16 protein-coding genes, 1 tRNA gene and 2 rRNA genes are annotated in these 20,359 nt (G+C 66.1%); 9 read left to right on the top strand and 10 right to left on the bottom strand.

The annotated features are described in order from the left end of the window. Window position 1: 1 nt before the first annotated feature. The gene (locus ABJO18_RS03740; RefSeq protein WP_348507226.1) at window positions 2-361 is read right to left on the bottom strand and encodes a hypothetical protein; all 360 of its coding nucleotides are present in this window, start codon (window positions 359-361) and stop codon (window positions 2-4) included. 177 nt (window positions 362-538) lie between these two features. Here ABJO18_RS03740 and ABJO18_RS03735 point away from each other — a divergent pair, with 177 nt between their 5' ends. After that, a complete protein-coding gene (locus ABJO18_RS03735; RefSeq protein WP_348507225.1) occupies window positions 539-2,425 on the top strand; it encodes an ATP-binding protein in 1,887 nt (628 codons plus the stop codon). Beyond that, a complete protein-coding gene (locus tag ABJO18_RS03730; RefSeq protein WP_348507224.1) occupies window positions 2,422-3,087 on the top strand; it encodes a response regulator transcription factor in 666 nt (221 codons plus the stop codon). Before ABJO18_RS03735 ends, ABJO18_RS03730 begins: the two co-directional genes overlap by 4 nt. A gap of 5 nt (window positions 3,088-3,092) precedes the next feature. Here the strand turns inward: ABJO18_RS03730 and ABJO18_RS03725 are convergent, their stop codons facing one another. Then, window positions 3,093-3,611 (bottom strand): curlin-associated protein, encoded by a 519-nt coding sequence (locus ABJO18_RS03725; protein ID WP_348507223.1) that lies wholly within the window; start codon window positions 3,609-3,611, stop codon window positions 3,093-3,095. Between the two features lie 206 nt (window positions 3,612-3,817). Here ABJO18_RS03725 and ABJO18_RS03720 point away from each other — a divergent pair, with 206 nt between their 5' ends. Continuing rightward, window positions 3,818-5,134 (top strand): S41 family peptidase, encoded by a 1,317-nt coding sequence (locus ABJO18_RS03720; RefSeq protein ID WP_348507222.1) that lies wholly within the window; start codon window positions 3,818-3,820, stop codon window positions 5,132-5,134. Here the strand turns inward: ABJO18_RS03720 and ABJO18_RS03715 are convergent. Together ABJO18_RS03715 and ABJO18_RS03710 are read right to left on the bottom strand one after the other, a co-directional pair. Further along, window positions 5,116-5,298, bottom strand: coding sequence for a hypothetical protein (locus ABJO18_RS03715; protein WP_348507221.1), 183 nt, complete (start codon window positions 5,296-5,298; stop codon window positions 5,116-5,118). The genes ABJO18_RS03720 and ABJO18_RS03715 overlap by 19 nt on opposite strands. A 16-nt stretch (window positions 5,299-5,314) precedes the next feature. Continuing rightward, window positions 5,315-5,860: a methylated-DNA--[protein]-cysteine S-methyltransferase gene (locus ABJO18_RS03710; RefSeq protein WP_348507249.1), complete on the bottom strand. Its 546-nt coding sequence runs from the start codon at window positions 5,858-5,860 to the stop codon at window positions 5,315-5,317. A 170-nt stretch (window positions 5,861-6,030) separates the two neighbouring features. Here ABJO18_RS03710 and ABJO18_RS03705 point away from each other — a divergent pair, with 170 nt between their 5' ends. Continuing rightward, window positions 6,031-7,497: an AlkA N-terminal domain-containing protein gene (locus tag ABJO18_RS03705; RefSeq protein ID WP_348507220.1), complete on the top strand. Its 1,467-nt coding sequence runs from the start codon at window positions 6,031-6,033 to the stop codon at window positions 7,495-7,497. Window positions 7,498-7,873: 376 nt separating this feature from the next. Next, window positions 7,874-10,546 carry a zinc-dependent metalloprotease gene (locus ABJO18_RS03700; RefSeq protein ID WP_348507219.1) on the top strand — a complete coding sequence of 891 codons (2,673 nt, stop codon included), beginning with the start codon at window positions 7,874-7,876 and terminating at the stop codon, window positions 10,544-10,546. A gap of 85 nt (window positions 10,547-10,631) precedes the next feature. On the opposite strand, the gene ABJO18_RS03695 is transcribed toward ABJO18_RS03700, so the two are convergent. After that, the gene (locus ABJO18_RS03695) at window positions 10,632-13,826 is read right to left on the bottom strand and encodes a multidrug efflux RND transporter permease subunit (RefSeq protein WP_348515736.1); all 3,195 of its coding nucleotides are present in this window, start codon (window positions 13,824-13,826) and stop codon (window positions 10,632-10,634) included. Window positions 13,827-13,861: 35 nt separating this feature from the next. Continuing rightward, on the bottom strand, window positions 13,862-15,052 hold the full coding sequence (locus ABJO18_RS03690; RefSeq protein ID WP_348507217.1) for an efflux RND transporter periplasmic adaptor subunit: 1,191 nt from the start codon (window positions 15,050-15,052) through the stop codon (window positions 13,862-13,864). Window positions 15,053-15,185: 133 nt separating this feature from the next. Here ABJO18_RS03690 and ABJO18_RS03685 point away from each other — a divergent pair, with 133 nt between their 5' ends. Continuing rightward, on the top strand, window positions 15,186-15,767 hold the full coding sequence (locus tag ABJO18_RS03685; RefSeq protein WP_348507216.1) for a TetR family transcriptional regulator: 582 nt from the start codon (window positions 15,186-15,188) through the stop codon (window positions 15,765-15,767). Between the two features lie 193 nt (window positions 15,768-15,960). Continuing rightward, window positions 15,961-16,206: a hypothetical protein gene (locus ABJO18_RS03680; RefSeq protein ID WP_348507215.1), complete on the top strand. Its 246-nt coding sequence runs from the start codon at window positions 15,961-15,963 to the stop codon at window positions 16,204-16,206. 88 nt (window positions 16,207-16,294) lie between these two features. On the opposite strand, the gene ABJO18_RS03675 is transcribed toward ABJO18_RS03680, so the two are convergent. Then, a tRNA-Met gene (locus ABJO18_RS03675) sits at window positions 16,295-16,371 on the bottom strand. A 121-nt stretch (window positions 16,372-16,492) separates the two neighbouring features. On the opposite strand from ABJO18_RS03675, the gene ABJO18_RS03670 reads away from it, so the two are divergent. Then, window positions 16,493-17,728: a 2OG-Fe(II) oxygenase gene (locus ABJO18_RS03670; protein WP_348507214.1), complete on the top strand. Its 1,236-nt coding sequence runs from the start codon at window positions 16,493-16,495 to the stop codon at window positions 17,726-17,728. Window positions 17,729-17,748: 20 nt separating this feature from the next. Here ABJO18_RS03670 and ABJO18_RS03665 read toward each other — a convergent pair whose 3' ends face one another. Next, entirely contained in the window at window positions 17,749-18,864 is a 1,116-nt protein-coding gene (locus tag ABJO18_RS03665; protein ID WP_348507213.1) for an alpha/beta hydrolase, read from the bottom strand. Window positions 18,865-19,060: 196 nt separating this feature from the next. Between ABJO18_RS03665 and ABJO18_RS03660 the strand changes: the two genes are divergently transcribed. Then, the gene (locus ABJO18_RS03660) at window positions 19,061-19,504 is read left to right on the top strand and encodes a GNAT family N-acetyltransferase (RefSeq protein WP_348507212.1); all 444 of its coding nucleotides are present in this window, start codon (window positions 19,061-19,063) and stop codon (window positions 19,502-19,504) included. Between the two features lie 178 nt (window positions 19,505-19,682). Here ABJO18_RS03660 and rrf read toward each other — a convergent pair. Beyond that, a 5S ribosomal RNA gene (gene rrf, locus ABJO18_RS03655) occupies window positions 19,683-19,797 on the bottom strand. Window positions 19,798-19,893: 96 nt separating this feature from the next. After that, window positions 19,894-20,359, bottom strand: a 23S ribosomal RNA gene (locus ABJO18_RS03650); the annotation flags it as partial.

Raw genomic sequence — 20,359 nt, 5'->3', positions numbered from 1 at the left:
GCTAGCGCCCGTCGACAACGGTGTGGCGGACCAGCCGGCCGGCAGGAACCCGCGTGCGGAAGCGGGCTTCATTATAGGCCAGCCCCGCATCCACATCCCAGCAACCGGCCGAAACCGTGAAGCGGTAGGAGCGTCCCGGCGGCACCGTTACACCGGACGGCAGACGGTTGAGGCCATAGCTTGCGGCCGAACAGTTGGAGATGAGGATTGCGGTAAAGGTCCGGCTCGACCCGTTGACGATCTCCAGAACGCCGGTCGGCTCGCCCGGACGCACCAGCGGACCGCCGGTAACGAGCGAGGCGCAAGCGGTCAGGCTCGCGGCGACACCGATGGTCGCAATGATTTGCAGAATGCGTTTCATGTCCCCTCCTGTGCCCCGCCGCCAGACCTGGCAGAGCGTTTGCCGGTGGATTTCACGAAGTTATCGAAGTGTAATCGGCAGCGGCCATCCCCTGATCGGGGGAGCGGCCAAGGGGCGGCCTGCCGTTATAAGCGTGAGACGACACGCCGGAGGAAGCCGGGGGAAGACGTTAGACGCATGCCTACGAGCCGCACTCGCCTGACACCGAATACGCGACTGGCCGCATTGCTTGTGGCCGGGCTCGCGGCGAGCCTCGTTGTGATCTGGGCCGCCATGAGACCGGCGATTCCCGGCGATCCGCTCCGGCCGGTGACCGATCTTTCCCATGTGTTCTGGATCCAGATCGTGATCGGATTCGGATCGCTCGCCGTGTCGGGCTGGGTCTGGGCCCTGAGACCCCGGGACACCGCAACGCGGCTCTTCGTGCTCAGCGGCATCGCGACCATGTGTTTCACATACGCACCGGCGCCGTTGCGCGAGTCGATGGCGCCCGTGCCCGACACGGTTTTCCTGGCGCTGATCGGCCTGAACGGCGTTGGCGCCTCGATGTTCGGCATCGCCATGACGGCACTGTTCATCTGCTATCCCGGCCGCCTGCCCTACCGGCGCGTTCTCGCCGTCGGCAGTGCGTCATTCTTCGGTCTGTGGACCGTGATCGGCATAGCTGGCGCGCTGCAGGGCCGGACGGAGCCGATCTACAACATCCATCTTCTCACAACGGTCGAGATGCTGACGATCTGCCTCGCCGTCGCGGCCCAGATCGCCGTGACCGGCCGCGATCCCAAGGCGCGCGCCGTGGCAATCTGGTTCGGTCTCGCCGTGCTGTTCGGTGCCGGCGGCTTCATCACGTTGACCGCAATCCCCGGCGTGCTGGGGATCCCGGCGCCCATGGATTCACACTACTCCTTCGCCTTCTTTCTTCTGATCTATATCGGCGTCGCCGCGGGGCTGCAGCGCTTCCGCCTGTTCGAACTGGGCGACTGGGCCTATCGCATCCTGTTCTACGCGGCCGGTGCCATTGTGCTGGTCGCCATCGACGCCGTTCTGGTCTCGCTGATCGCGATCGACCCCGGCCCGGCCTTCGGCGTGTCGCTACTGGCGACAGCACTGATCTACCTGCCGCTGCGCGATGTGATCGGCCGCCGCATCCTGCCCCGGCCCGGCCTGAAGCAGGACGAGCTTTTCCTCGCCGTGGTCGACACGGCCTTCGGCGCATCGGGACGCAGCCGGCACCACCGCTGGCGCAGCCTGCTCGACCGGCTGTTTGCCCCGCTGGAGATCGCCGAGGCCGACAGCGGGGTCGACCAGCCCGAAATCCGCGAGGACGGCGTTGAAATGCGGCTGCCGTCAACGCCGGGACATCCCGCCCTCATCCTGCGCCATCCCTGGCGGGGCCGCGCCCTGTTCTCGCCCGCGCATCTCGCCACCGCACGCCAGCTGATCGAGCTGATGGCCTATGCCGAAGAAAGCCGCCGGTCATACGACCGGGGCGTCGCCGAGGAGCGCAGCCGCATTGCGCGCGACATGCACGACAATATCGGCGCCCAGCTGCTCGGCGCGTTGCACTCCAGCGATCATGACCGCAAGGATCTGATGATCCGCGAAACGCTGACCGACCTGCGCGACATCATCAACAATGCCGCCACTCCTGGGCTCGACCTCGACGAAACCCTCGCAGACCTGCGTGTTGAAACAGCCGAACGCCTCGGCGCCGTCGGGATCGAGCTCATCTGGGAAAACGACATCGGCGAAACGCCGGATCTGTCGACCTCGGCCACCCATGCGCTGCGGTCCATCATCCGCGAGGCCGTCAGCAACACGATCCGCCATTCAGGCGCCTCGCGCCTGTCGGTTCAACTGGGCCGCGAAACCGGCAGGGCGCACCTCGTTATTGCCGACAATGGCCACGGCTTTGACCGCAAGAGCGTCCGCGCCGGCAATGGTCTCTCCAACATTGAAAGCCGGAGCGAGACTCTGGGAGGACGAATGACATGCGACAGCTCGCCCGACGGGACACGGATCGAGATCCGCTTTCCGCTGAAACAGCCCGGAGTGCCGGCATGAAACGTATCCTGATCGTCGAGGATGTCGCCCAGACCCGGCGCTGGCTGTGCGAGATAGCCGAGAACGCCTTTCCCGGCTGCTCCATCGAGGAGGCGGCCAGCATGCGCGGCGGCCTGGCCGCAGCGGCTGCCAGTGCGGATTTCGACCTCGCCCTGATCGATCTCGGCCTGCCCGACGGTTCGGGACTGGAGGTGCTGCGCAGCCTGAAACTTGTCTGCCCCGACGCCGTGCCCATCGTCACGACCGTGATGGGCGATGACGCGCATATCGTCGCTGCGCTGTCGGCCGGCGCGGAAGGCTATCTGCTCAAGGAAAATCCGGCCGATCTGCTCACCGCGCAGCTGAAACGCCTGGCCGACGGGACGCCGGCGCTGTCGCCCTCGATCGCCCGGCGCATCATGGAACATTTCCGCTATACCGGCCCGGCGGCCGATCCGGAGGAAGAGCTCACGGCGCGGGAAAAGGAAGTGCTCGGACTGATCGGACGCGGTCATCGCAATGTCGATGTGGCGGCCAGTCTCGATCTCGCCGAGAGCACGGTGGCCAGCCACATCAAGTCGATCTATCGCAAGCTGGGCATCTCTTCACGCGCCGAGGCGTCCTGGCACGCGACCCGGATGGGGCTCACCCTCAACAAGCCGGGCGAGCCCTCGGGCCGCTGATCCGGTCAGTCCCAGCCGAACTGCACGACGATGTCGGCATTTCCGTCACCGATCTGGTGATAGGTCGTGTGCTGGCCGCTGCCGATCTGAAGCACGCCGAGGATATTGCCATTGCCCTCTTGCACGGTGTGCGCGGTGTGACCTTCGCCCACCTGTGCGACACCGACCAGATTGCCATTGCCGGACTGATAGACCGACCCGGTCAGGTTGTCGCCGAACTGGCGGGTCAGCGCGCGATTGGCGAGGCCCGCCTGCAGCACATCCTGCCAGTTGTCATAACCCTGCTGGCGGATATCGAGCCGGTTGCGATAGCCGTCCTGGCGGGCTGCGGCCGCGTTCTGGTCGCCACGCTGGGCGATCCGGGCCCGGTTGCGCCAGCCGTCGAAGCGGCCCTCCACCATATTCCCATAGCCGGACTGTTCCACGCTGACGCGCGAGCGCGATTGGGCATCGACCTCGCCTGCGGCGAAAGCGATCGAGGCCAGAGCGGCCCCGGCGAGCATCATCTTCGAGAAGGTCATCATCCTGTCTCCCTGTCGGGGGCCGGCTCCATGCGGCGGCCTTTCATGCACACCGGTCTAGCAAGCCGAGGCTGAGCGCAGTCTGAGGCGATGGTTCATCTCAAAGTCACCCTGCGTGACACCGGGCTTACCCTCGTGTGACCCCGAATTAAGTTGTCCGGGAAGGATCGGCGCCCCCTATTTGGCCGCAACAAACAGGGAGGGATTTCATGAAGACATTTGCGCTTGCCGGCACGGCTCTGATGCTGGCCAGTCTCGGCAACGGGCTGGCCGAGGCGCGTGACGAGGACGCGATCAACGCGCTCGCGGATGTTATCGAAGCGAATTATTACGACGAGGCCCGCGCCCGCGAGATCGCCGAAGCCCTGCGCAGCGAAGCGGCTGCAGGCGCCTTCGGTGAAGATACATCCCCTGACGCGCTCGCGTCTGCGCTTACCGGCCGGCTGCACGCCGAGGACCGGCACTTCTCCGTCCGCTATATCGGTCCGGAACGGGCTGCGGAAATCATCGCACGCCGCGAAGCTGCCGAGGCCGGTGAGGCCCCGGAACGTCCTGCCGACCCCTGGGCCGGCCTGCGGCGCGAGAATTTCGGCTTTGCCGATATCGACATCCTGCCGGGCAATATCGGCTATATCGACCTGCGCCAGTTTGCGCCGATCCAGCCGGCGGAAAGCACGGCCCGCGCCGCACTCGAATTCATCGCCAATACCGATGCCGTGATCTTCGACCTGCGCCAGAATGTCGGCGGCGCGCCCTCGATGGTGCAATACCTGATCAGCCACTTCCTCGACCCCGAGGAGCCGGTGGTGATCAACACCTTCGTCGCGCGCGACCTGCCCTATCCCGACCAGTTGTGGTCGCTGCCGGTCCATCCGGCCGGCAACCGCCCCGACGTGCCCCTGATCGTCCTGACCTCGGGCAATACCGGATCGGCCGGCGAGGCCTTCCCCTACCACCTGAAAGCCATGGAGCGCGCCACCATTATCGGTGAGACCACCCACGGCGCCGGCAATCCGGGTTCGACCTTCTTCACGCCGGAAGGCTATGCGGTTTTCATCTCCACCGGCTCGGCCCGAAACCCGATCACCGGGACCAATTGGGAAGGCACCGGCGTCACGCCGGACATAGCCGTTCCGGCCGGTGACGCACTGGAGACAGCGCTCGACCGTCTCTATGAGACGCTGCTGGCCTCCCATGACGCCGACAGTGCGGGGCATCAGGACGTGGAATGGGCGCGCGAACTGCTGGCCGCTCAGCGCGAACCCGTTGCCGTCGCGTCGCGCCAGCTGCGCCGCTATGCGGGCACTTACGGCAATCGCCACTTCGACACCGCTGACGGCACGCTCGTCTATACGCGTGAAGGCGGCTCGCCGGTGGAATTGCTGCCCGTCGGGAACCATCGCTTCGCCATCCCCGGCAATAACAGCTATCGCTTCGTCTTCACGCCGGACGAGGCCGGAAATGTCGGCCAGCTGGAAATGCAGATCGCCGGTTCGGGCAGCCGCAACTACCCGCGTTCCCGGTAGAGCGTGATCAGGTGAAGTGGGGACCGGTTCACCGGTTCGATCACGCGACCGCTCAAATCGAGCGCGATCAGGTGAAGTGGGAACCGGTTCAGCGGTTCGATCGCGCGACCGCTCAAATCGAGCGTGATCAGGTGAAGTGAGGACCGGTTCACCGCTTCGATCACGCGACCACTCAAGATTCTAAAACAGTGCGGCCTGCCGGGGTTCGCCCCAGCGGGCCGCATCCACACCTTCATGCGCCAGCAGCCAGCGCTTGCGATCCAGACCGCCCCCGAACCCGGTCAATGAGGCATTGGCGCCGATGACCCGGTGACAGGGCACGACAATCGGAATGGGATTGGCGCCATTGGCCAGGCCGACGGCCCGCACCGCCTTCGGCCGGTCGATACGCCGGGCCAGCTCGCCATAGCTGATCGTCTGCCCGACCGGTATGTCACGCAGGGCCCGCCAGACATCCCGCTGGAAATCGGTGCCCGCTCCTTCGACAGAAATCCCGTCCAGGGCTGTGAGGTCGCCCGCGAAATAGGCCTCGAGCGCCCGGCGCGCTGCGCTAGGCGTATCCGCCTCGCTCAGTGACAGATCCGCGCCATAACGCCGCTCCAGCTGCCGGTGCAGCCGTTCGACGTGATCGTCCCAGTCAACGGCGTGCAAAGTGCCCGACCGGTCTGACACCAGAAAGGTCAGGCCGATCGGCGTGTCGATCTGCTCGATCAGAAAATCCGGCAGAATGTCCGATGCTGGCATGCTGTTCTCCGATAGGGCTCGCAGCGTACATTGTACCAGACCGGCGTTCTCGACTGGCGGTTTCCGGACATGATGCCCGGCGTCCGCCAGACCTGCACATCCATGTCCGAAAACCGCTAGACAGTCCGGCCGGCCCGGGCAAGCCTTGAGGCATGGATCTCGACCACGACGCCTGCTACCGCGCCATTTCCCAGCGCGATGTCCGTTTCGACGGCCGCATCTTCACCGGGGTGAAGACGACGGGCATCTATTGCCGTCCCGTCTGCCCGGCGACAACGCCGAAATCGCAAAACGTCGTCTTCTACCCGTCTGCCGCAGCTGCGCGCGAGGCCGGCTTCCGGCCCTGCCTGCGCTGCCGGCCGGAGACGGCGCCGGATATGGGAGCCTGGCGCGGCACATCAAACACGGTCTCCCGCGCCCTGCGCCTGATCGAGCAGGGCGCGCTGGACACGGCCTCGGTGGATGAGCTCGCGGGACGCCTCGGCGTCGGCGAACGGCAATTGCGCCGCCTGTTTCACCAGCATCTGGGCGCCTCGCCCGTCGCCGTCGCCCAGACCCGGCGGATCCATCTGGCCAAACAGCTGATCCACGAGACGCACATGCCGATGGCCGAGATCGCCTTTGCCTCGGGCTTCTCGAGCATACGGCGTTTCAACGAGACTTTCCGCGACATGTTCGGGCGGCCGCCGGGCGAATTGCGCCGGGCGAGCGCCAAAGCTGTACCGGCCGACACGGCCGGCGGGTTGAGCCTGCTGCTGCGCTATCAGCCGCCCTATGACTGGGACGCCATGCTGGACTTCCTGCGTCTGCGTGCCATCGCCGGTATCGAGCATGTCGGCGGGAACGCGTACGCGCGCACGATCGAGATCGACGGGGCCCAGGGCCATGTGCGCATCGAGCCCGCCAGCGGCGATGCCCTGCGGGCGACCATCGTCTTCCCGGTCCTCTCCGCCCTGCCCGGTATCATCGGACGCATCCGCCGGGTCTTCGACCTTGCCGCAGACCCCGCCGCCATCGCCGCCCATCTGAGCGAAGACCCGGATCTGGCCCGCCGTGTCGCGCGCCGGCCCGGCCTGCGGGTTCCCGGAGCCTGGGACGGGTTCGAGCTGGCGATCCGGGCCGTGCTCGGCCAGCAGATCACGGTCACTGCAGCGGCGCGCCTCGCCGGACAGCTGGTCGCCCGTCACGGAACGCCGCTGGTGGAGCCTGCCGGCCCCTTGACCCACACTTTTCCGCAGGCCTCGGCCCTTGCCGATGCAGACCTTGCGAGCCTGGGCATGCCCCGCAGCCGGTCTGCAACGCTGAGCGCGGTGGCCGCGGCCAGCCTGGCGAACCCCAACCTGTTCGATGCCCATCGCGGGCTCGACGAGGCCATTCACGATCTGCGGAAGATCCGCGGCGTCGGCGAATGGACGGCGCAATACATCGCCCTGCGGCAATTGCGCGAGCCTGACGCCTTTCCGGCGGCGGATATCGGACTGATGCGAGCGCTCGCGGCACCGGACGGGACGCGCCCCTCTGCCGAGGCCATGGCCCGGCGCGCCGAACGCTGGCGTCCCTGGCGGGCCTATGCCGCCCAACATCTCTGGGCCGCCGATCCCGGATTGCACGTTTCCTGACACAACCCCCTGAAGCACAACCGGATTCTGACGCTTTTCATGCGAAATGACTGGCCTCGCGGCGCCCGGTCGCGTTATGCCTCCAATCAACCAGGGTAAATGCCCGGTCCAGCGGCCCTGAAAGGGTCATGAAACCGACAAGCTGGCGTACGGCTCCGCATGCAAGCGTGCGAGGAGGCGGAAAAGCCAGCCGGACCGGAGTGTGTTTCCCGCCAGAATGTGTCCCGTACGGGTATCAGCAAGGCAGAGCCTTGCCGCGGCCGCTTGTGGGCACCGGCGGAGTGGATGGCGGTTTTTTCGCGGACAGGAGACGGGCCGGAAGCGCACGGGAGTCGTGCGTCCGGCGATATGTGACCCGGAGAGAGGAGCACCCCGGATGGCGAACACGATACGGATGGCCGGCCTGGCAGTTGCGGCCATCATTCTGGGACTGACCGGCGGCCCCGCAGCCGCATTGATCCAGACCGAGGACCCGGATGGACGGTCCGATGCCCGCCCCGCGGTCCAGGTCGTTGAATCCCTCGCTTGTACGCTGGAAGACCGGACCCAGTGCGTCGGCGAGACCCAGATCGTGGAAGACGTCGAGGAATGGAACGACTTCCTCGAGCGCAAACGCCCCTTCCCCGGCCTCCTGAAATTCTACCGCGACATCCAGACCGGCGAGCTCTTCCTGGAGCTGACCGAAGACGAGCTCGGCGAAGAGTACATCTATTTCAGCTATGTCCATGACGGTTCGCGCCGGGACGGCATGCGCATGGCCGGCCTGATGGGCGAGAACGCGGTGGTCTCCTTCCGCCGGCGGTTCCGCCATGTCGATGTTGTTCGCCGCAATACCGACTATGTCATGGATCCGGATTCGCCCCTCACCCGCGCGGAAGGCACCAATGTGCCCTTCACCGTGCTGGCCAGTCTGGAAGTCGTCTCCGAAAGCCGCCGCTCCAACCGGGTCATCGTCCGCGCCAACGACCTCTTCATGACAAACTCCCTGGTCCGCATCGGCCAGGCCTCGGCCATGGGCCGCGCCCTCGGCGTACGGCCGGGCACGCTGAACGCCCGCAAGACCAATATCCGCTCGATCCGCAATTACGAGGACAATACCGAGATCGTCACCGAGTTCGTGTTCGACTGGAGCGGGGCGAGCACGCCGGAAAGCTCGTCGGACACGACCGTGGTGCAGCACACATTTGTGCGTATGCCAGACGATGGCTTCACGCCCCGCCGCGCCGATCCGCGCGTCGGCTTCTTCACGGAACGCCGCACCAATCTGACGCGGGTCGATGGCAGCCCGGTCGACGATCTGATCCAGCGCTGGCGGCTGGAGAAAACCGATCCGGACGCCGAGGTTTCCGATGTCGTCCAGCCGATTACATTCTGGATCGAGAACACCACACCGCTGGAATACCGCGACGTGATCCGCGATGCCGTCCTGGCCTGGAATCCGGTCTTCGAAGCCGCCGGCTTCCGCAATGCGATCCAGGTCGATATCCAGCCGGACGACGCGGCCTGGGATGCAGGCGATGTGCGCTACAATGTGATCCGCTGGATCGCATCGCCCCACCCGATCTTCGGTGGCTATGGCCCCCGCTTCACCAATCCTCTGACCGGCGAGATCCTGGGCGCGGACATCGTCATCGAGCACGCCGCGGTCCAGCGCTGGGTGCAGACGGCCGATCTCTTTCCGCCAGTCGGCGACGGCAGTGCCGCCGCAGCGTCCGAAGCCGCCCTCGACAGCGACGCGCTGGCCGCGATCAGCGCCGCCGATATCGACGAGGCCTGCGAGGCCGGCATGCACATGGCCCGCTCGACCGCCTTTGCACGCCTGGCCGCCGTCGCCGCCGCTCGCGCCGGCCATCGCCCGGATATCGACCCCAATACGATCATCGAACAGGGGCTGAGCTGGATGGTGGCGCACGAGGTCGGCCATACGCTGGGCCTGACCCACAACATGATGGCCTCCTATTTCGGCGATCTGGAGACCCTGGCCAGCGGCGATCCGCGCGCCGAGCGCCGCCTGTCGGCGTCGGTGATGGACTATCCCGGCGTCAATCTGGCCGCGGCCGGCGAGAGCCAGGGCCCGTTCTTCCCGGGCCTGCCGGGACCCTATGACAGCTGGGCGATCCGTTTCGGCTATGCGCCTGAGATCGGTGAGACCGGGGCGCGCAATGCCCTGCTAGCCCTGTCGAGCCTGCCCGAGCACGTCTTCGGCAATGATGCCGACGCCGTGCGGGTGCCGGGCCGCGGTATCGATCCCCGGGTGAACACCTACTCCCTGTCCAACGACCCGATCGGCTTCGCCGCGCGGCAGGTCGATGTCGCCCGGACCACCATGGCCGGACTGGTCGAGACCGTCCCGCAGGACGGTGAAAGCTGGGCCGAGACCCGCGCGGCCTTCGGTGTGCTGATGGGGATGTGGAAACAGGCCGGCGGGATCGTGTCGCGCTATGTCGGCGGGGTCTATGTCGACCGCTCGGTCGTCGGCCAGCCCGGCGCCGCCGAGGCGCCCTTCGTCCCGGTCTCAGCAGCAGAACAACGCCGCGCCCTGCGCACGCTGGGCGAGACCGTGTTCGGACCGGATGCCTTCGACTTTCCGCCGGAACTGATTGCCCGGCTGCAGCCGGAACGGCGGGGGTTCGACGCCCTGCGCCGGGCCGAGGAGCCGCGTGTCCAGGCCTATGTCCGCGATGCCCAGAATTCGGTGCTCGCGCACCTTCTGCATCCGCGCGTGCTGAACCGGCTGACCGACAGCCTGGCCTATGGCGGCGACTATTCCACCCACGCCATGCTGAACGATCTCACACGGGAGATATTCAAGGGCGATCCCTGGGGCCGCCCCAATGTCTACCGGCGCAATCTGCAGATCCAGTATATCGACCGGCTGATCGCCGTCGAAGAGGCGTCCTCGCTGCAGCATGTTCCGGCGGTTGCCGTGCGTGACACGCTGCGCCGGATCGCCGGCATGAATCACGGCTGGGATGTCTGGCTGGATGCCGAGACACGGGCGCATCGCCGCTATATCCGCGAGCGGATCGCGGCAGCGCTCGACGCCTGACCGGCTCTATCGGAGCACCGCACGAAAGAAAGGCCCGCCGGTCGAACCGGCGGGCCTTTCCCGTGTCACCTTCCTGTCGCCCCGGTCACGCCTGGTCCGTGCTCTCCGCGTCCATGGCCGCATGGTCGCGCCTGGGCAGGAAACGCGAGATCCAGCGGCCGACCACGTAGAAGACCGGCGTGAAGATCAGGCCGAAGAAGGTCACCCCGATCATCCCGGCGAACACCGCAATCCCCAGGGCCTGGCGCATTTCCGCACCGGGACCGTGAGCGAAAGCCAGAGGCGTCACGCCGAGAATGAAGGCAAAGGACGTCATCAGGATCGGCCGCAGGCGGATCCGGGCGGCCTGGGCCGCAGCCTTGAAGCGGTCGCTGCCGGCCTCGTCCTCGGCCTGGCGGGCGAACTCGACCAGCAGGATCGCGTTCTTGGCCGCCAGGGCGATCAGCACGATCAGCCCGACCTGGGTGAGGATATTGTTGTCCAGACCCGTCAGGTTGATGCCGACCATCGCTGCCAGGATACACATCGGCACGATGAAGATCACCGCCCAGGGCAAGGTGAAGGCCTCGTACTGAGCGGCCAGCACCAGGAAGACGAACACCACCGCGAAGGCGAAGATCATCAGGCCGGAGTCGCCGGCCGCCTTTTCCTGATAGGCGATCTCGGTCCACTCATAGCCGAAGCCCGGCGGCAGGTTGGCTTCGAGGATGTCCTCCATCGCGTCCAGCGCCGTGCCCGAGGCTACGCCCGGCATGGCCTGGCCCTGGATTTCCACGGCCGTGAAGTTGTTGTGCCGCACGACACGGACCGGTCCGGATTCGGTGGTGATCGATGCCACCGAGGCGATCGGTACCAGTTCGCCATCCCGGCCGCTGACCCGCAGCCGGCCGATATCGGCGATATCGTCCCGGGCTTCGGCTTCGGCCTGGGCGGTCACGCGATAGGTGCGGCCCTGATAGTTGAAGTCGTTCACATAGGTCGAGCCGAGATAGGTGCCGAGTGCGGAATAGACCGACGCCGGATCGACACCCAGGCGCTGGGCCCGGTCGCGATCGACATCGACGCGGACGCGCGGCGAGTCGGTCGAGAAGTCGGTGAAGACCTGGGTCAGGCGCGGGTCCTGGTTGGCGGCGCCGATGATCTGCCAGGCCACCTGGCCCAGCGTGTTCAGCCCCTGGCCCGTGCGGTCCTGGACGATCACCTTGAAACCGCCGCCATTGCCCAGCCCCTGTACCGGAGGCGGTGCGATGATGAAGGCCCGGCCTTCCGGCACGATCTGGGCCAGCATGCCGGTCAGCTGCATGGACAATTCCTGCGCCGACATGCCCGGATGCCCCTGGCGTTCCTCGATCGGATCGAGCCGGATGAACATGGTCGAGCCGGACGAGTTGAGCGAGAAGGTTGCCCCGTCGAGGCCGACAATCGCCGCCATGCCGTCCACGCCCTCGGTCTCGGCGACCGCGCTCTGGACACGGGCCATGACTTCGTCGGTGCGTTCCAGGGATGCGCCGGGCGGCAATTGCACAATACCGATCAGGAAGCCCTGGTCCTGGTCCGGGATGAAGCCGGTCGGGGTCTCCGACAGGCGCCAGCCGGTGAGCGCCAGAAGGCCCGCATAGGCAATCAGGACGATGACAATCATGCGCACAAGGCGTGACACAACGGCCCCATAACTGTCCGATAGCCATGCAAAACCGTTATTGAACTGTCGCGCCGCAAAGCGCAGCGGGGCCAGCGGACCCGGCCGGGCGTCATGGGCGTCGGACTTGTGCGGCTTCAGCAGCAGGGCGCAGAGCGCCGGGCTGAGTGTCAGCGACACGACCAGCGAGATGATCGCGGCGGTCGCGATGGCAACGGCGAACTGGCGATAGAAAATCCCCGGAATGCCGCCCATGAAAGCGGTCGGAATGAAGACCGAGATCAGCACCAGCGACATGGCGATCAGCGCGCCGCCGACCTCCGTCATCGACTTGCGGGCTGCGATACGCGGCGAATTCCCCTCGCGGATCAGACGTTCGACGTTTTCCACCACCACGATCGCGTCGTCGACGACGATGCCGACGGCCAGCACCATGGCGAAGAGGGAGAGCGAGTTGATCGAGAAGCCCAGCGCCAGCTGCACGGCGAAGACGCCGACAATGGAGACCGGGATGGCGATGATCGGGATCAGGGCCGCCCGCCAGGTCTGCAGGAAGACGATGATCACCAGCACGACCAGGAAGACCGCCTCGATCAGCGTGCGCTGCACGGCGTGCACCGAGGCCTCGACGAATTCGGTCGGGTTGTAGGGGATGATGTAGTCCATGCCCTCGGGGAATTCGGCCTCGGCGGCCTCGATTTCCCGGAGCACGGCCGAGGCCGTGTTCAGCGCATTGGCGCCGGGCTGCTGGATGATCGCCATGGCGACGCCGGGCCGCTGGTCGAAATAACCGCGCACGAGATAGGTCTCGGTGCCCAGTTCGACCCGCGCGACATCCTCCAGCCGCGTGACGGCGCCGTCTTCGTTCCGGCGCACCACGACATTGCCGAACTCCTCGGCCTCGATCAGGCGGCCACGCACCTGCACAGGCACCTGGAAGGAGGGCGCATCGCCGGCGCCATAGGGCGGCTGGCCGAGAATGCCGCCGGTCGCCTGGATGTTCTGCTCGCGCAGGGCGGCGACGACATCGCTGGCCGTCAGGCCGTGGGCAGCGGCGCGGTCGGGATCGATCCAGACCCGCATGGAATAATTGCCGGCACCGAAAACCTGCACATCGCCGACACCGTCCAGGCGCAGCAGGCGGTCGCGCACCCGGGTATTGGCGTAATTGCCGATATAATCGGTATCCAGCGTGCCGTCCGTCGAGCGCAGCGACAGGATCAGCAGGAAGCCGGTGGACTGGGCCTCCACCGACACACCGGTCTGGCGGACGATTTCAGGCAGACGCGGCTCGGCCCGGTTGACCCGGTTCTGCACCTTCACCTGGGCGGTATCGATATCGGTGCCCGGCTGGAAGGTGACGGAGATCTGCACCATGCCGTCCGCCGTCGAGGAGGAGGTCATGTAGAGCATGCCCTCGACGCCGTTGATCTCCTGCTCCAGCGGTGCAGCGACCTGTTCGGCGACGTCCTCGGCGGTGGCGCCGGGATAGGCAGCCGTGATCGCCACCGTCGGCGGGGCGATCTCGGGATATTGCGAAAGCGGCAGCTGCGGATAGGCGAAAATACCCAGCAGCGTGACGATGACCGAGATCACCAGGGCGAAGATCGGTCGGTCGATAAAGAAATGGGACAGGCGCATGAGGGAGGCTTTCTTCCGCGCAGCTGTGGACGGGATCAGTCGACGGGCTGGGCGCTCGTGGCCGGCTGGGATTCAATGAAGGCGGCACCGCCCCGGGCCGGAGCGGCACGGGAAATCTCGGTGTCCTGGGGCACGACTTCGGCGCCCGGACGGGCCCGCAGGAGACCGTTCACGATCACCCGGTCGCCCGGTTCCAGACCGTCGCGGATGACGCGCAGACTGCCGCTCAGCGGCCCCTGGACGATATTGCGGGTCTCCACGATATTCTGGTCGTTCACGACATAGACGATCCGGCGCGAGCCGTCGGACAGGATCGCCGTCTGCGGCAACAGCATCGCCTCATAGGGCGCGCTGCCGCGCACCCGGGCCGTGCCCAGCATGCCCGGACGGATGAGACCGTCCGGATTGGGCACGCTGGCGCGCATGTGGATCGTGCCGGTATTGGGGTTGATGGCATTGTCGGCAAAGACGATCACGCCGCGGCGTTCGAAGCCGGTCTCGTCCTGCAGGCGCACCTCGACCGGCGCCCCCTCATCCGTCGCCGGAAGGCGCTGATAACGCAGATAGACGGCTTCGGAGGCATCGAACTCGAAATGGATCGGGTCGGAGCTGACGATCGTGGTCAGCACATCGCCGGCTGAATTGCCGCCGGAAACCAGATTGCCCGGATCGACCTGGCGGGCCGAGGCATGACCGGAGATCGGCGCGGTAACCTCGGTGAATTCCAGGTTCAGCTGCTGCACCTCGACCTGGGCCCGGGCAGAGGCCACCGCGGCTTCCGCCGTGCTGACGGCCGTGCGGCGCTGCTCCACCGCCTCCTGGGAGATGGTGCGCGATTCGATCAGGCGTTCGGCGCGTTCCAGATCGGTGCGCACCTGGGACAATTCGGCGCGCGCCTGGGTCAGACGGCCTTGTGCAGCAGCCAGTTCCGCCTGGAAGGGACGTGCGTCGATGGTGAACAGGCGTTGCCCTGCCTCCACCTCGGCCCCATCTTCAAAATGGACGGCTTCAAGATAGCCGCTGACACGGGCCCGCACATCGACATGCTCCGGCGACTCGAAACGGCCGGTAAACTCGTCCCAGTCGGCGACCCGTTCGACGAGCGGTGTTGCGACATCGACCTGGGGCGCCGGCATCTGGCCCTGCTGCTGCCCGCCGCCGCAGGCCGTCAGGAGAATGGCCGAAACAAGGAGGACACCGGTGGTGTTGGAAAATAGGCGCGCCATGGATCAATCCTGCAGACGAAAACGGACGCGCATGCCGCCGGGCCGGCGGTGCCACGTCCTCCAAGTGTAAAATCTGGCCGGAATGTAGTAAGTCAACAGGTGATGACAACCCGGCAGTGTGAGAAAAATTCGCATGGTAGCTATTTATCCACCCCGGCCTCGCAATGCCGAAGCCACCAAGGCCGCAATCCTGGCCGCCGCACGCGGCCGCTTTGCCCGGGCCAGCTACGACACGGTGGGAATCCGGGAGATCGCATCGGATGCCGGCGTCGACCCTGCCCTGGTCTCGCGTTATTTCGGTTCGAAGGAAGACCTGTTCGCCGCCGTACTGAACCGGCCGGAGAAGATCGAGCGCATCGGCGATCTCTTCACCGGCGATATCGCAACGCTTTCAACGCGCATTGCCGACATGATCGTGGAGGAACCGGACGACGAGAACACCGTCGAGGACTTCCTGATCATGCTCAACTCGATCGCCTCGGCGACCGCGGCCGACATGGTCCGCGCCGTGATTTTCGAGCGCTGCGACCGCCCCGTCGCCGCCGCGCTGACCGGGCCCCACACGGAGCTGCGCGCCCGCATGCTCGGCGCCCTCATCGTCGGTCACATCATGAACCGCACCATGTGGGGCGACCTCGCCAAGGACCCCGACCTGCGCACCCGCGTCCGCCAGCGGATCATGGAACAGGTGGAATTGAGCCTGGCGGAGTTGTAGGCGGGGCGGCGTTGACGCCCCAGCTGCACGCGTGCCGTCAACGGCGCGACACCCGCATTGCAGCCAACTTCGCCGACGTCGGACTTGCGTGGAAGCAAAGTCGCCACCTATGATCGCAATGCGACTCAGTCGCCATTTTAAATTACAAGCATCGTGGCGCATACAAACGCGCCCTTACAATCGGGGTACATGCATGAAAAAGATACCTTTCCTGAAGTCGGTCACACTGGGCGCGGCCGCCGCGCTTGCGTTTTCAACACTGCCCGGTGTGGCTCAGGCCCAGGTCCCGGACACCTTCACCGAGTGTGAAGCGCACAATTCGATTCAGGACATCTGCTACGTCTACGAATACGATCCGCTCCTCGGCCAGTACCTGTTGATCCAGGTCTATTTTGTTCCCCGGGGTGGCGAGACTCCGCCGCCGGACACGATCGACTAACCAGATCGAGAGCCGGGTGGGCCTCCCAGTTCACCCCTGCGGTTTGACGAAACAAAAAGCCCCGGTCGCAAGACCGGGGCTTTCTTTTTGGGTGCGGGGGTAGGATTTGAACCTACGACCTTCAGGTTATGAGCCTGACGAGCTACCGGACTGCTCCACCCCGCATCAGGATGGCCCGCGGAACCGGAGTGCCGTGGGGAGGCGCGTATGTAGGATGACACTGATGTGTCGTCAACCAGCCAGCTGCGCTTTACCTGCGTCCGCGATCATGGCCTAACATCCTGCCATGACTGCGACCTCCCCTCCGGCCGGCGATGCCGTTGCCGGCGCCCTCGATGCCTGGCGCCGGGGCGAGCCTGCGGCCGCGATCGACACGCTGGCGGCGGCGGTGCGGAACGGCGATGCGCGCGCCCTGGGAGCCCTGCTGCAGCTGTCCGGCCAGCCCGATGCACCCGAGGGGATCGAACAGGCGGTGTACAGGGCTGTGGAGGCGGCACCGGCGAGCCCGGCGCGCAACCGGCACCTGGCCTTCCTGATCGCCGCCGGGCGCGGCTGTGAGGCCGCTCCGGAGGCTGCGCTGGCGTTGCGGCGCCAGGACAGGGAGGCCGGCGATGCCGGCGCGACGACAGAGCTGGCCCTGCTGGCGCTGATCGCCGGGCACAGGGAGCCTGCCGAAGCACTGCTGGCAGAGGCCGCCCGGGCCGGTTCGGGGCACGCAATCGCGGCGCTTCTGCGCCTGGGCGAGGAGAGCGGCAGGGTCGCTCCGATTGCCCGGCAGCTGGCCCCGGCCCTGGCTCAATCCGGCCACCCGCTGGCGGCGGCCCTGATCCAGGCGACGCACGCCCTGCCCGTCTCGGAGGCCGCGGATGCCGATGCGCCCGCTGTGCTTCCGGACGATCTGATGACGGCCCTGGATCAGGCCCCAGCCGGCGGCGAGACGCTGAGCGAGGCGCCGCGGATCGTACGGCAGGCCGGCTTCCTGCCGGCGGCGGTGTGCGACTATCTCGCGGCCGGCGGTGCGCCCTTCCTGCAGCCGGCGCGGATCTTCGATCCCGGAACCGGCCAGTCGCGGCCCGATCCCTACCGGCGCTCGCTGACGGCCACCCTGCCCGATGCCGCCATGGATCTGGTGCTCTGGGCGATCAAGCTGCGCATGGCGCGCCTGTCCGGGGCCGGTTTCGAGCAGGGCGAGCCCCTCTCGCTGCTGGTCTACCGGCCGGGCGAGGAATACCGGTCGCATTTCGACTTTCTGACCGAGGACGGCGCTCTGGCGAGCGCGGATCTGGCCCGGCGCGGCCAACGGATCGCCACCAGTCTCGTCAAGCTGAATGCGGAATATGAAGGCGGCGCGACGCGCTTTGCGCGCCTCGACATCGCCTGGAGCGGCGGGCGCGGCGATGCGCTGAGTTTCGACAATGTCGATGCAGAAGGCCGCGGCGACAAGCGCACGCTTCATGCCGGCGAGCCGGTGGTCGCCGGCATGAAGGTGCTGGCCAGTCTGTGGCTGAGGGAGCGCCCGTAGACTGGCCGGGGGGACCGGGCTCAAGGCTGGGGCTGTTCCTGCGTCAGCGGCAGCACGTGTTCGACCAGGGCGACGAGCGTGCGGCCCGGTTCCTCGATCGGCGAGAGATGGGCGGAGTGCTCGAACCAGACCAGTTCCTTGGACGGCGCCTCCAAACGTTGATACCAGGCCTCGACCAGATCTGACGGCGTGGTGAGATCGTGCCGGCCGGCGAAGAAGACGACCGGGAAGTCCACCTGCTCCACATCGCCCTGGCGCACCGCCATCAGATCGTCGAGCAGCGCCGTCACGCTCAGAATACCGCCCGGATTGACCGCCTCGCGGTCGGCCTGTTCGTATTCCGGTGCCAGGCGGCGGGCGCGATAATAGAAGCCGGCATTGTCGCGATAGGCGGCCAGCCCGCCATAGTGAACCGCCCATTCCCGCTCGGCACCGATCCGTTCGAAGGTCACCGGCGTGTCGCCCGGATAGGGCGCGATGGCGGTGAGATCGGCGATCGCCTCGGCATTGCCGTCGGCCCGGGCGGCCGCGAGTGTCAGTTCATGGCTGCGGCGTTCATTCTCGTCCATATCGACGATCTGGCCGATGCCGACATAGGCATGCACCCAGTCCGGCCGGGCCATCGCGGCCTGGAAGCCGGCGACCGTGCCCCAGGAATGGCCGACCACGATGATGCGCTCCTGGCCGAGATGCTCGCGCAGCCAGGCCATCAGCTCGACCGTGTCGGCCACGATGCGCTCGCGCGTCGGGCCCTCGCGGCTGGCCGCCTCGCCATTATGGCGGAAGGTCTTGCCGCCGCCGCGCTGATCCCATTGCACGACGGTGAAATAGTCTTCCCAGGGCCGCTGGAAGGCCCAGCCCACCCCCATCTCCGGCGCACCGGGACCACCATGCAGGAAAAGCAGGACGGGATTGTCGCGATCGCTGCCACGGATCGAGATCCACTGCTCCATGCCGCCGAGCTCGACGGTCATCAGCTCCTGGATGCCGTTCGGCGTGACGATCTCGTTGACGCCGGCCATGACGGCCCGGGCATCGGCGTAAGGGTCGGGGGCATCGGTCTGCGCGCCGGTCTGGGCGGTGAACGCCAGGGCCGCCGCGGCGGCGATTGCGTGGGCGAAGGTCGTCAAAGGCATGTCGGTCTCGCATCGGCTGGATCTATGCCCCTTGGATGCGGGCGGTGCCGGTTTTGGATGTTGCGGCAAGCCGGGACGGTGTCGCTGCGCGTCCCCCTTCCCGGATGCGCGCGGCATGCAGCGTGGTTGGAACGGGATACGCCGATGTCTGCCATTTGCGCCCGCTGAGCGCCGCCGGCGATGCTATAGCTCGCTCATGAACACGACAGACATACGCATCCGTTCACTGAACGAAGACGATGCCGCCCGCATGTGCGAGCTGAACCGGCAGCTGGGCTATGAAGCCACTGTGCCGGAGATGAAACAGCGCATGGACCGGCTTGGTAAAACCGGTGGCCACTGGCTGCGGGGCGCGCAGATCGCGAAAACGCTGGCCGGCTTCATCCATTTCTACGAGCGCCCGTCGATCGAGACCGGCTCCGGCCTGGTGGTGCAGTCGCTCGTCGTCGACGAGACCATTCGCGGCCGCGGCCTGGGCCGGATTCTCCTGGGCGAAGCGGAAGCCATGGCACGCGCGCTGGGCCTGGCGTCCGTCGGCCTGGCCTCGCGTGTGGAACGGGAGGGCGCCCACGCCTTCTACATCCGGCAGGGCTATGCGGTGACCGCTACGTCGCGGTATTTCCGGAAGGCGGTCGGTTAGCGGCGGGCCCGGAGCATTTTCAGGAAAAGTGGGCACCGGTTTTGCTGAAAATGCGGTGAAATGGCTCCGGCCGGCGCGGGATCCGCAGGCGCAAATCACCGGAATCCGGGCACAAAAAAACCGCCGCGAAAGCGACGGTTGATTTGTGAATTGTTATGGAGGGGGATCTAACGGGCAGACCGGGCAGCGACCTACTCTCCCACGCCTTGAGACGCAGTACCATCGGCGCTAGGGGTCTTAACGGCCGTGTTCGGGATGGGAACGGGTGCGGTCCCCCTGCAATAACCACCCGGTCAGCGCGTTAGATCCAAAAGAAGAGACATGTCTGATGTATTTTGAGGTGTTGCTTTGCTTTGTCCGACGAAGCGATCGCCGGGCATGAGCATCATAAGATCAAGCCTATCGAGTAATTAGTACCAGTCAGCTTCATGTGTCGCCACACTTCCACACCTGGCCTATCAACGAGGTAGTCTTCCTCGACTCTCAAGGGAAAACTGGTTTTGAGGGGGGCTTCCCGCTTAGATGCCTTCAGCGGTTATCCGTTCCGTATATAGCTACCCTGCTATGCTGCTGGCGCAACAACAGGTCCACCAGAGATACGTCCACCCCGGTCCTCTCGTACTAGGGGCAGCTCCTCTCAATTTTCCGACACCCACGGCAGATAGGGACCGAACTGTCTCACGACGTTCTAAACCCAGCTCACGTACCGCTTTAATTGGCGAACAGCCAAACCCTTGGGACCTGCTCCAGCCCCAGGATGCGATGAGCCGACATCGAGGTGCCAAACAATGCCGTCGATATGGACTCTTGGGCATCATCAGCCTGTTATCCCCGGCGTACCTTTTATCCGTTGAG

Origin of the sequence: Maricaulis sp., from assembly GCF_039978735.1 — a bacterium.
Classification (GTDB): Bacteria; Pseudomonadota; Alphaproteobacteria; order Caulobacterales; family Maricaulaceae; genus Maricaulis.
The sequence above is the reverse complement of the archived record's forward strand: the minus strand, read 5'-3'. Positions and strand labels throughout refer to the sequence as shown.

What these genes read in the sequence shown, in the direction of transcription:
- ABJO18_RS03735 (WP_348507225.1), top strand. Translation starts at nt 539, where the DNA reads ATGCCTACGAGCCGCACTCGCCTGACACCGAATACGCGACTGGCCGCA.
- ABJO18_RS03695 (WP_348515736.1), bottom strand. Translation starts at nt 13,826, where the DNA reads ATGCGCCTGTCCCATTTCTTTATCGACCGACCGATCTTCGCCCTGGTG.
- ABJO18_RS03725 (WP_348507223.1), bottom strand. Translation starts at nt 3,611, where the DNA reads ATGATGACCTTCTCGAAGATGATGCTCGCCGGGGCCGCTCTGGCCTCG.
- ABJO18_RS03700 (WP_348507219.1), top strand. Translation starts at nt 7,874, where the DNA reads ATGGCGAACACGATACGGATGGCCGGCCTGGCAGTTGCGGCCATCATT.
- ABJO18_RS03720 (WP_348507222.1), top strand. Translation starts at nt 3,818, where the DNA reads ATGAAGACATTTGCGCTTGCCGGCACGGCTCTGATGCTGGCCAGTCTC.
- ABJO18_RS03690 (WP_348507217.1), bottom strand. Translation starts at nt 15,052, where the DNA reads ATGGCGCGCCTATTTTCCAACACCACCGGTGTCCTCCTTGTTTCGGCC.
- ABJO18_RS03680 (WP_348507215.1), top strand. Translation starts at nt 15,961, where the DNA reads ATGAAAAAGATACCTTTCCTGAAGTCGGTCACACTGGGCGCGGCCGCC.
- ABJO18_RS03670 (WP_348507214.1), top strand. Translation starts at nt 16,493, where the DNA reads ATGACTGCGACCTCCCCTCCGGCCGGCGATGCCGTTGCCGGCGCCCTC.
- ABJO18_RS03740 (WP_348507226.1), bottom strand. Translation starts at nt 361, where the DNA reads ATGAAACGCATTCTGCAAATCATTGCGACCATCGGTGTCGCCGCGAGC.
- ABJO18_RS03665 (WP_348507213.1), bottom strand. Translation starts at nt 18,864, where the DNA reads ATGCCTTTGACGACCTTCGCCCACGCAATCGCCGCCGCGGCGGCCCTG.
- ABJO18_RS03730 (WP_348507224.1), top strand. Translation starts at nt 2,422, where the DNA reads ATGAAACGTATCCTGATCGTCGAGGATGTCGCCCAGACCCGGCGCTGG.
- ABJO18_RS03660 (WP_348507212.1), top strand. Translation starts at nt 19,061, where the DNA reads ATGAACACGACAGACATACGCATCCGTTCACTGAACGAAGACGATGCC.
- ABJO18_RS03705 (WP_348507220.1), top strand. Translation starts at nt 6,031, where the DNA reads ATGGATCTCGACCACGACGCCTGCTACCGCGCCATTTCCCAGCGCGAT.
- ABJO18_RS03685 (WP_348507216.1), top strand. Translation starts at nt 15,186, where the DNA reads ATGGTAGCTATTTATCCACCCCGGCCTCGCAATGCCGAAGCCACCAAG.